This is a genomic window from Mycobacterium sp. (genome assembly GCF_046095365.1).
Taxonomy (GTDB): Bacteria; Actinomycetota; Actinomycetes; order Mycobacteriales; family Mycobacteriaceae; genus Mycobacterium.
Map to the genome: position 1 here is coordinate 1 of NZ_JBJTJF010000103.1, position 11,444 is coordinate 11,444.

The 11,444-nt window shown below is 72.0% G+C and carries 4 protein-coding genes; all 4 read right to left on the reverse strand.

Annotation, left to right across the window (positions count from 1 at the left end):
• On the reverse strand, positions 1-1,848 hold a 1,848-nt coding region (locus ACKOQ4_RS08690), incomplete at its 3' end, for a type I polyketide synthase (protein WP_526290859.1).
• Positions 1,849-1,852: 4 nt separating this feature from the next.
• Complete coding sequence (locus tag ACKOQ4_RS08695) at positions 1,853-6,583, reverse strand: SDR family NAD(P)-dependent oxidoreductase (RefSeq protein WP_526290861.1); 4,731 nt, start codon at positions 6,581-6,583, stop codon at positions 1,853-1,855.
• Positions 6,580-8,289, reverse strand: a complete 1,710-nt coding sequence (locus ACKOQ4_RS08700) for a fatty-acid--AMP ligase (protein WP_526290863.1) — start codon at positions 8,287-8,289, stop codon at positions 6,580-6,582. The genes ACKOQ4_RS08695 and ACKOQ4_RS08700 overlap by 4 nt, the downstream gene beginning before the upstream one ends.
• A 48-nt stretch (positions 8,290-8,337) precedes the next feature.
• Positions 8,338-11,444 (reverse strand): KR domain-containing protein (locus ACKOQ4_RS08705; RefSeq protein WP_526290865.1); only part of this gene is annotated, 3,107 nt, incomplete at its 5' end.

An 11,444-nucleotide genomic window follows, 5' to 3' on the forward strand; every position in this document is an offset into this window, starting at 1 on the left:
ACCGGAGGCCAGCACCTCGCGCAGCGAGAACCCCACCCGCTCGAGGAACGCCGGCTCCAACTCCTCCACCGCCGCGGCGAACGCCGGCTCCTCGGCCAGCAGCCGCCGGCCCATGCCCGCCCACTGCGAACCCTGACCGGAATACACGAACACCGTTCCCGACCGGCACGGACCGGGATGCGGACCGGCCACACCGGGCGCGGGGTAGCCACCGGCCAGCGCGCGCAGACCCTCCACGGCCTGGGTGCGGTCACCGGCGACGACGGTGGCGAACATCGGGAAGCGGGCCCGGTGGTGGTTGAGCGTGTGGGCCACCTCCGCCGGCCCCAGGTCGGCGGTCTCCAGCCAGTCGGCCAGCCGCTGCGCGGTGGCGGCGATCCGCTCGGGTGTGCGTCCGCTCACCACCAGGGTGCTGACCGCCGGCTCCGGTTCGGTGTCGGCGATCGCCGCGGTCGACGGGGCCTGCTCGACGAGCACGTGGGCGTTCGTTCCGCTGACCCCGAAGGAGGACACCGCGGCCCGGCGCGGACGGCTGACGGCCGGCCAGTCCTGCGGCTCGGCGGCGATGACGAACTTCGACGCGCCGGGGCCGGCGTGCGGAGTCAGCCGGGAGAAGTGCAACTGGCGCGGGATGTGACCGCGCGACACGCTCAGCACGGCCTTGATGAAGCCGGCCACCCCGGCTGCCGACTCCAGATGACCGAGATTGGTCTTCACCGAGCCCAGCACCAGCGGCGCCGAGCCGTCCCGCTCGCCGTACACCTCGGCCAGCGCGTCGAGTTCGATCGGGTCGCCCAGGCCGGTGCCGGTGCCGTGCGCCTCGACGTAGTCGACCTCGGAGGGGGCGAGCCGTGCGGCGTGCAGCGCCTGGCGCATCAGCGCCTGCTGGGCCGGTCCGTTGGGCACGGTCTGGCCGCTGCTGGCGCCGTCCTGGTTGACCGCCGAACCGCGGATCACCGCCACCACCCGGTCGCCGTCGCGCTGGGCGTCCTCTAGTCGCTTGAGCACCACCACGCCGCAGCCCTCGCTGCGGACGTAGCCGTTGGCCTCGGCGTCGAAGGTCTTGCACGAGCCGTCCGGGGAGAGCATGCCGAACCGCGAGCAGGCGATGCTGTTCTCCGGGCTGAGGATCAGGTTGACCCCGGCCGCCAGGGCGGCGTCGCTCTCCCGGCGGCGCAGGCTCTCGCAGGCGAGGTGAATGGTGACCAGCGACGACGAGCACGCGGTGTCCAGCACCACCGCCGGCCCGCGCACGCCGAGGAAGTAGGACAGCCGGCCGGCGGCGAAGTTGGGGGCGTTGCCGAACGGGATGTAGGCGTCGATCTGTTCGCGGCGCAGCTTGGAGGCCACCGAGTGGTAGTAGTCGTTGGTCGTCATGCCGATGAACACACCGGTCCGCGATCCGCGGATCGACTGCGGGTCGACACCGGCGTTCTCCAGTGCCTCCCAGGCGACCTCGAGCAGCAGCCGCTGCTGCGGGTCGATCCCGGCCGCTTCCCGCGGGGAGATGTTGAAGAACTCCGCGTCGAACTCGTCCGGCTGCCAGGAGGTCAGGAAACCGCCCACCCGGTTGCAGATGGTGCCCGGCACGGTGTGGTCGGCGGAGTAGTAGGCGTCGGCGTCCCAGCGGTCGGCCGGCACCTCGATGACACCGCTCGCGCCGTCGGACAGCAGCGTCCAGAAGTCGTCGGCGCTGCCGACGCCGCCGGGCAGGCGGCAGCCGATCCCCACCACGGCGATCGGCTCGGTGGAGGCTTTCTCGGCGATCGCCAGGCGCGCGGTGAGGTCGTCGATCTTGCGCAGCGCCTCGGTGATGATCGCGCGGCGGTCCGGGGCCGGAGCGGTCATCGGGTCAGCCCAGCCTCTCCGAGAGCTGCGCGAGAAGCTCGTCCTCGGCGAGGTCGTCGTAGTCGTCGGCGGCGGCGGGAGCGGCGTCGGCGGGGACGGCCGTCTCCGGAAGCTTCGCCGCCAGGTAGGAGACCAGGGCGTCGACGGTCGGGTAGTCGAAGATCACCGAGGCGGGCAGTTCCTCGCCGATCGAGTCGCTGAGCGATCGCCGGAGCGCCACGCTCATCAACGAGTTCATACCGGATTGGAAGAACCCGGCGGACCGGTCCAGCAGTTGGGTCGAGGAGAGTCCCATCGCCTCGGTGACCAGAGCGCAGACGTGCCCGGTGAGCATCTGGTGGCGTTCGTTCGGCTCGCACTCGGCCAGCGCGGTGCGGAACTCGGTTGTGGCCGAACGCGTCTCGGCTTGGGCGTCGGCGACCATGTCGTCGATGATGCGCAGCGACGCGCGGGAGCGGTAGGCACTTGCCAGCCGATTCCAGTCGGCCGCGACGATTGCGCAGGCGACCGGAGACTCCGGGGCGGTGAGCACGGACAGCGCGCGGATCGCCGTCGCGTCGTCCATGGGCAGCAGCCCGGACTCCAGCGTCACCAGCCGTTCGGAGTCGGACTGGTTGTCCGCCAGGGACTTCCACCAGCCCCAGTCGACTGCGGTGGCGGGCAGTCCGGCCGCGCGCCGCGCATAGGCGAACGCGTCCAGGAATGTGGTGGTGGCCGCATAGTGACCCAGCCATCGCGAGCCGAGCAGTCCGGAGATCGAGGTGAACAGCACGAACTGGCGAACTGGGTGCTTCAGTGAAAGCCGGTGCAGCAGTTCCACCGCGTCCAGCTTGGGGGCGAACATGCCGGCCACGTCGGCGTCGGTCATCTCGCGCAGGGTCACCGGGCCGCCTCCGAAGGCGGCCAGGTAGACCCCGGCCAGCGGGGGCAGGTCGGCGCCGAAGCGGTCGAACAGCGCCGCCAGTGCGGTCGGGTCGGCGGCGTCGGCTGCGACGGTCACCAGCCGGACTCCCCTGCGCGCCAACGCTTCGGTGAGGTCATCCAGCCTGGTGCCGGGGTTGCGCGACACCGCGACGATCGTGCCCGCGCCCTGGTCGGCCAGGTGACCGATCAGGTGCGGGCCGATGTTCCCGGTCGCGCCGACGACGAGGTGGCTGGCCTCGGAATCGAGCCGGACCGGAGCCGCGGCCATCGACGCGGGGCGCAGCCGGGGAACCCGTCGCACCCCGGCGCGGTAGGCGACCTGGTCCTCGGCGCCGCCGGAGTAGGCCTCCGCCAGGACCAGCGGGGCGGTCAATTCGGCGGGCACCGACTCGTCGACGTCGATGACCCGGCCCCAGATCTCGGGGTGCTCCAGGGCGAGGGTGCGGCCCAGGCCCCACAACACGGCGTGGGCGGGGTTGGCCCGGTCACCGGCGTCGACGGGCGCGGCGTTGCGGGTCAGCAGAACCAGCTTCGGCGGCAGCGGCCGCTCGGTCAGGGCGGCGGCCAGTTTCCTTGCGGCGGTGAAGATCCGGTAGCCGCCGGCGGCATCCCAGGCGCCGGCCGACTCCGGCGCGTACAGCACGTGGGTGACCCCGGCGAGTTCGGCGATCACCGCGTCCGGATCCCCGGCGAGTTCGGCCGGCGGCACCACCGTGACCGAGGCCTCGCCGCCGAGGAGACGGCCTAACTCCGCCCCGATCGCGGCATCGGCCACCACCAGCCAGCCGTCGCCGGCACCGGGGCCGCCGTCCTGGGCCATCGCGCGGGACGGCCAGTGCAGCCCGCAGATCCACTCGGCGGGAACCACCGACGGGCCGGTGGGCACGCCGGCCGCGGCGGTCCGGTGCGGCGGTCCGGCCTTGACCCAGTGCCGGGTGTGCCGCCAGGGCGCGCCGGGCAGCGTGGTGTGGGGGCCGGGCGGGTGCGGGGTCACCGGCGGATGCGTGGTGTGAGTGGCGTTGAGGTTGGTGTGGAAACTCAGCGTGTCGTCGGCGTCGCGGACCAGGGTGCCCAGAGTGTGGTGGTGCGCCTCGGCCACGGTGTCGTCGATCGCGCGGGCCAGGATCGGGTTGGGGCTGATCTCGATGAAGGTGCCGTGGTCGGCGGCCGCGGCGCTGACGGCCTGCTGGAACCGGACCGGCCTGCGCACATTGGCCACCCAGTAGTCGGCGTCGAGCAGCGGGGTCGTGCCCGGATCGGCGACCGTGGACAGCATGGGGATCGAGGGCACCCGCGGGACCAGGCCGGCGAGTTCGGCGCGCAACGGTTCGCACACCGGATCCATCAACGCGGTGTGCGAGGCGACCTCCATGTTGACCCGCCGGGCGAACCGGTTGGCCGCGGTGGCCGCCGCGATCAGCGTCTCGACCGCGCCGACCGGCCCGGCCACCACCGTCTGGCGCGGCGAGAGGTATCCGGCGATCTCCACCCCGGGATAGTCGCCGATCAGATCCGCGGTCGCGTCGGCGTCGGCGTCGAGCAGAGCCACCGCGCCCGGCCCGGCCAGTTCCGCCATCAGCCGCGACCGGGCGGCGATCACCGTCAAGCCCTGCTCGGCGGTCAGCGCGCCGGCGACCACGGCGGCGGTGACCTCACCCATGGAGTGCCCGATGACCGCGTCGGGGTGCACCCCGTAGGACCGCCACAGCGCGGTCAGCGCCAGTTGCAGTCCCATCACGACGGGCTGGACCCGGGCGTCGCCGCGCACCGTCTCGCCGTCGGCGATCGTCGCCCGCAGCGAGAACCCGACCCGTTCGACGAAGACCGGCTCCAGTTCGTCGATGGCCGCGGCGAACGCCGGCTCGTCGGCCAGCAGCCGGCGGGCCATCCCGGCCCACTGCGAGCCCTGGCCGGAGTAGACGAACACCGTGCCCGCCCGGCAACGGCCGGCGTGCCCGGCGACCACCCCCGGCGCCCAACGCCCCTCGGCCAGCGCCGCCAGTCCGGCCAGCGCCGCCGCCCGGTCACGGGCACACACGGTGGCGAACACCGGATGCCGCGTGCGGTGGTGGTTGAGGGTGTGTGCGATCCGGTCCAGCGGCACCGCCGCCCCGGCGCCGCCCATCCACTCCGCCAGCGCCCCGGCCGCCGCGGACACCCGCTCCGGACTCCTGCCCGACACCACCAGCGTGGTCAGAGCCGAGCCGGAATCATTCTGCGGCGCAACGGATTGCACGCCCGTACCGGGTGCCGACCCGACCACCACATGGGCGTTGGTGCCGCCGAAACCGAAGGACGAGACCCCCGCGATCCGCGGGCCACCGTCGTCACCGGACCACGGTGTCGGTTCGGCGACCACTTTGAGCCGCAGCTTCTCGAACGGGATGTGCGGGTTGGGGTTGCGGTAGCCGCGGTTGGGCGGAACCGTTCCGCGGTCGACCGCCAGCACCGCCTTGACAAGTCCAGCGATGCCGGCGGCGGCCTCCAGGTGGCCGAGGTTGGACTTGATCGAGCCGATCAGCAGCGGCTGGTCGGCTTGCCTGCCCCGTCCCAGCACGGTGCCCAGCGCCTTCGCCTCGATCGGATCACCCAGCAGGGTTCCGGTGCCGTGGGCCTCGACGTAGCCGACCTCCCGGGGATCCACGCCGGCGTCGGCGTAGGCGGATCGCAGCACCGCCATCTGCGCGGCGGGGTTGGGCGCCATCAGTCCGTTGGAGCGGCCGTCCTGGTTGACCGCCGACCCGCGCAGCACCGCCAGCACCCGATCGCCGTCGCGCAGCGCGTCGCCCAGGCGCTTGAGCACCACCACCGCGGCGCCCTCACTGCGCACGAAACCGTCCGCCGCGGCATCGAAGGCATGGCACTCACCTGAGCGGGACATCACCTCGGCGACATCGAAACTCCGTGTCGGCGCGGGGGTCAGCAGCACGTTGACCCCACCGGCCAGGGCCACGTCGGACTCTCCGGACCGCAGGCTCTGGCATGCCATGTGCACGGCCACCAACGACGATGAACAGGCCGTGTCGATGGTCACCGACGGGCCGCGCAGGTCGTAGTGGTAGGACACCCGGTTGGCGATGATGCTCGGCGAACCGCCGGTGCCCGACCAGGCGTCCACCACGGTCAGGTCGGCCGACGCCATCGGCCAGTACTCGGCCGAGCAGGCACCGGCGAACACTCCGGTGCGGGTCTCGGCCAGCGAGTCGGCGGGGACCCCGGCGTCGTCGAGGGCCTGCTGGGTGACCTCCAGGAGCAGCCGTTGCTGCGGATCCATCTTGTCGGCCTCGCCGGAGGGGATCTCGAAGAAATCGGAGTCGAAGCCCGCGACATCGGTCAGATAGCCGCCCCACCGCGTGGTCGCGGCCACGACCGCGGCCTGCTCGGCGGAGCCGTCCTCGAACACCGACCACCGGCCTTCGGGCACTTCCCGGATCCCCGACTCCTGCGCCGCGAGGAAATCCCACAACTCGTCGGGACCCCCGATGTCGCCGGGGAACCGGCAGCCCAGCCCGATGACGGCGATCGGCTCGCGTCCGCTGAGCCGTGGCACGTCGGTGAATGCCGGCTCGACCTCGCCGCCGGTGAGGAACCGCGCCAGCGCGGTGACCGTCGGGTACTGCCAGAACTCCACCGGGGAGACCACCCGGCCCAGGGCTTCGGACAACACCCCCGTCAGCACCACCGCGTCGCGGGAGGCCACGCCGAGGTCGTGCATGGATGCGTCGCGGTCGATCTGCGCCGGGTCGCAGCCGAGATTGGTGACCAGGTAGTCGGCCAGCCAGCGCCGTAGACCGCCCTCGTCAAAGGTCATAGAGCGTCCAGCCGACTCAACTGGCCCGCAAGGTAGAGCTCCAGCGACGCCTTGCGGCGCACCTTGCCGCTCGTCGTGATCGGCAGCGAACGCGGGGCCACGAACATCGCGTCACCCACCCGGACGCCGTGCTCCTGGGAGACCGCCGCCGTCACCTTCTCTTTCATGTCGCCCAGCCGCTGCGGATCGGTCTCCTTGACTTCGGCGATCACGATGAGTTTCTCGGTGATCCCGTCGGGGACGGACACCGCGGCGACCCTGCCGCCGGTGATCCCGGTGACGGTGGTCTCGATGTCGTCGGGGTAGTGGTTGCGCCCGTCGACGATCAGCAGGTCCTTGAGCCGGCCGATGATGAACACCTCGTCGGCGAACATCACCGCGAGATCCCCGGTTCGCAGCCACCGGTCCGCCGGGGACTGAGCCAGCCGGCCGTTGAACGCGGCCTCGGTGGCCTCCGGGTTGCGCCAGTAACCCGAGCCGACCTGCTCGCCCCGCATCCAGAGCTCCCCGACCTCCCCGGCCGGCCTTTCCACCAGCGTCTCGGGATCGACGACCACCAGCTCGCAGGTGCGCGGCCGCCCGGCGGTCACCAGTTCGGTGCCGCCCTGGGCGCACACCTCCGCATGCCCGGCCGCCAGTTTCTCGGGGTCGAAGCGCGCCATCGTCGGCGGCCGTCCGCCGGCGGAGGTCACCACGAACACCGCGGCCTCGGCCATCCCGAGGGTGGGCCGCATGGCTGAGTCCGCGAGCCCGTGCGGGCCGAACCGCTCGGCGAACCGCCGCACCGTGGTCGCCTGGACCCGCTCGCCGCCGTTGATCATCACCAGGACCCCGCTCAGGTCCATCCCCTCCAGGTCGGCGTCGCTGCAACGGCGGGCGGCGACCTCGAAGGCGAAGTTGGGCCCGGCGGTGATCACACTCGGGTAGGCCGCCATCTGCTGAATCCAGCGGAGGGGCTTCTGCATGAACGCCACCGGGCTCAGCAACACACAGGGCCGGCCGGTGCCCAGCGGCATGAAGACGCCGAGGATCAGTCCCATGTCGTGGTAGAGCGGGGCCCAGCACACGATCGTCAGATCCTCGGGCAGACGGTCGAGGTTCTCGAAGTACTCGGTGACGGCCTGATCCACGTTGACCAGGGCGTTGCGGTGGGTGATCTCCACGCCGGCGGGCGCCCGGGTCGACCCCGAGGTGTACTGCAGGTAGGCGATCTTCGGATACGACTGCACTGCAACAGGTTTCACCGGGGAGTCGAAATCAAGGGCGTCGACTTCGATCACCTTGGGCGGACGTTGCGAGGACGGCGTCTGGGCATATTTGCGGACCTCGTCGACCACAGCCGATGTGGTCAGCACGGCTACCGGGGCGCAGTCCCCCAGCGCGCTGGCCACGCGGGCATCGTGCTGACCCGGCTGCGGCACCGACAGCGGAACGGCGATCATGCCGGCCTGGATGGCACCGAAGAAACCGATGACGTACTCCAGTCCCTGCGGGGCCACGATCGCAACCCGGTCTCCGGGCGAACCGATCCTGGCCAGCGTGTCGGCGACGACGTAGACCCGGTCCCGAAGCTCCGACCAGGAGAGGCTCTCGGACACTCCGGCCGGGTCGGCTTCGTAGTCGACGAAGGTGTAGGCCGGGTCGTCGGCCTGGTGCTCCGCCCTGAAGTCGATCAGCGCGGGGATGGAGTCTCCGATCTCCGGCATCGCGGCATCCTTTCGGGTCGGGTCTCGGGCGGGAGGACGGTCAGGCCTCTACGACGTCGCCTCGACGGTGTCGAACAGGGAGTCGAGCACGCTGCCCGCGGAGTCCTCGACGGTCTCGTCGCCCTCGGTTGCGGCCTCCGGCATCACCCGGTTGGCGAGGTAGCCGGCGAAGCCGGCGATCGTGGGATGGTTGAACAGCATGGTCGCCGAGAGTTCGATGCCGACGAACTGCTCCAGCTGCCGGCGGATGGAGATCGCCATCACCGAGTTCAGGCCCATCTCGGCGAACGGCAGATCAAGGTCGAGCTGGTCCTCGCTGATGCGCAGTTCGGCGGCCAGTATCGATCGCACGCCCTTCTGCAACTCGGCTCGCAACTCCTCGGGCGACAGGTGTGACCAGTCCACCGTCGGCAGGTCGGCCTGGTGGGCCGTGACGTCGGCCGCGCCGGCCAGCAGCGGGGCCATCACCACCTGCCCGCTGTCGAACCGGGTCACGTACTCCCACGCCGCGGCGGCTTCGGCGGGATTGATCGGACGCGATCCGACCCGTTCGAGTTCGTCGACCACGATCTGGGCGTCCTTGCCCAGTCCGAGACCCTCCCAGGCCACCCAGTCCAGGCTGATGGTGTCGTCACCCAGGCTGCGCCGCGACCGGGCCAGCGCGTCGAGATAGGCGTTGCCCGAGGCGTACGCGGCCTGTCCGGGTACGCCGAACACCGAGCCGGCCGAGGCGATGAAGTACAGGAAGTCCAGCCGCCCGGGCGGGAACGCGTCGTGGAGCACCTGCGCGCCGGCGATCTTGGGCCACACCGTGCGGCGCACCCGGTCCGGATCGAGATCGGTGAGCAACTGGCCCTCGGTCACGCCGGCGGCGTGGACCACACCGCGGATCGGCGGCGCCGCCTCGGCCTCGCGCCGCTCCAGCAGCGCCTGCAACTCTCCCGGTGAGCCGATGTCGATCGCGGCGGTCTGAACCGTGACTCCGCCGCGCTCCAGCGCCCGGATCGCCGCCACGCGCCGGCGGGTGGCCGCATCGGTCTCCGAACCGCCGTCCGCATCCCCGCCCTCGCGACCCCCGTCCTCGAGGTCGAGCTTGGTCCGTCCCAGCAGGACGAGGTGCCTGGCCCCGCGTTCGGCCAGCCAGCCGGCCGTCAGCAGGCCGAGGTCACCGAGCCCCCCGGTGACCAGATAGGCCGCGTCGGGACGGCACCGCAGCGGCTGGCGCACCGCTGTTCGGGGCAGCGGCGCCAGGGCCGACTTCAGCAGAGCGCCGTCGCGCAGCAGCAACGTCCCCTTGGCCGGGGTGTGCAGGATCGCCGACAGCGTCGCCACGCAGTCCGCCGCGTCGACGTCGGGGTCGATATCGACCAGACCGCCCCACAACTGGGGCTGTTCGGCGCCGATCACACCGCCCAGCGCCCACAGGCAGCTCTGCCGCAGCGCTGCGCTCGTGCCGGCTTCGTACACGCCGCGGGTGAGAATCCACAGCGTGGCCGGGTTGCGGGCGTCGCGTTCGGCCAGGCGCGCCACGATCTCGCCGGCGTCGCAGACAAGACCGGCCGCGGCATCCACGTCGGTCCCGCTGGTCGCCGGGTCGGCGACATAGAGCACGTAGCGGGCGTCGAGCAGGTCGGCCGCCGGGTGGCCGAGTCCGGCCAGCGAATCGCGGATCGCATGCGCGGCGTCGTTGTCGCCGATCACGACCACGGGGGCGGGTACGGCCGGGGCGGTGTCCCGCTCCCAGGGCTGCCAGTCGATGGTGTGGGCCACCGTGCGGGGATCGGCGGCCGGCGCGAGCGCGGCACTGGACTGCACCGACTTGAATCGCAGCCCGCGCAGTTCGGCGCAGCTCTGCCGGTCGGCGCCGTGGACGGAGACGTCGACGACGAGTTCGCCGTCCGCACCGGCGCGCCGCCGGACGTCGATGACGCCGCGGTGCTCGTCGGGGACCGTCGGGGAGACCGCCACGGCGTCCACTGCGACCGGCAGCATCAGCCCGTCCTCGGACGTCCCGGCCAGGCGGGAGAGGTCCATCGCCGCGTCCAGCAGTGCGGCGATCGCCGGAGCGGGCGAATCCTGCTGCAGCGCAATGTCGGTGCGCAGCCTGCCGGGCATCGCCTCGTGCGCGTCGACCGACCACTCGAAGGTCTGGCCCTCGATGCCCCAGGTGCTGTGGAACTGCTCGACAGCCGAAGGGTCGAGGGCGTGGTCCGCGCCGGAGTCGGGTTCGGCGGCCTCGCCGGCGGGCCGGCCCGCGACACGGGCGGTCGCGTTCCTGATCCAGTGCGGCTCGGACTCCGACGTCGCGGCCGAGGAGATGGTGATTGTCGCGCCGTCGGTGAACACCTGGACCAGGCGCGGCTGGTCGACGGTGACCGGACTGTCGAACCGGACGTCCTCGAGACCTCCGGCACCGGCTTCGGCCGCCGCGGCGACGAGCGTGCGGATCAGCACCGACGGCGGGACGATCTCGACTCCGGCGATGCGTCGTGAGCCGGGATACGGTTTGGCCTGCGGGAGCAGCTCCGCCTGCCACAGATGCCCGGCCATCGCCCCGGCCAGCGGAGTTCGCGCGCCGAGCAGGGTGCCGGAAGCCGGGGCCGACGCCCCGGTGCCGCGGCGAGGGGGCGGCGCGATCCAGTGCCTGGTGTGGTGCCACGGGGCGGTGGGAATCGGAACGTGAGGCTCGGGGCCGTGCGGGGTCACCGGCGGGCGGGCGGTGTGGGTGGCGTTGAGATTGGTGTGGAAGCTCAGCGTGTCGTCGGCGTCGCGCGCCAGCGTGCCCAGGGTGTGGTGGTGGGAGTCGGCCAGCGTGTCGTCGACGGCGTAGGTCACGACCGGGTTCGGGCTTACCTCGACGAACATGGTGTGCTCGGCGCCGGCGGCGGCGACGGCGTCGGCGAACATGACCGGGTTGCGCAGGTTGGCCACCCAGTGATCGGCGTCGAAGGCACCCACGCTCGAGTCGCTCCCCGAGTCGCCGGTCGTGACGAACACCGGGATGGCCGGCGGCTGGGGATCCAGACCGGCCAGCTCGGCCCGAAGGTCGGCAAGGATCGGGTCGACGATCGCGTGATGGGAGGCGACGTCCACCTCGACCCGGCGGGCCAGCAGGTCCCGGGCGGCCACCACCGCGATCACCGCGTCGACCTGGT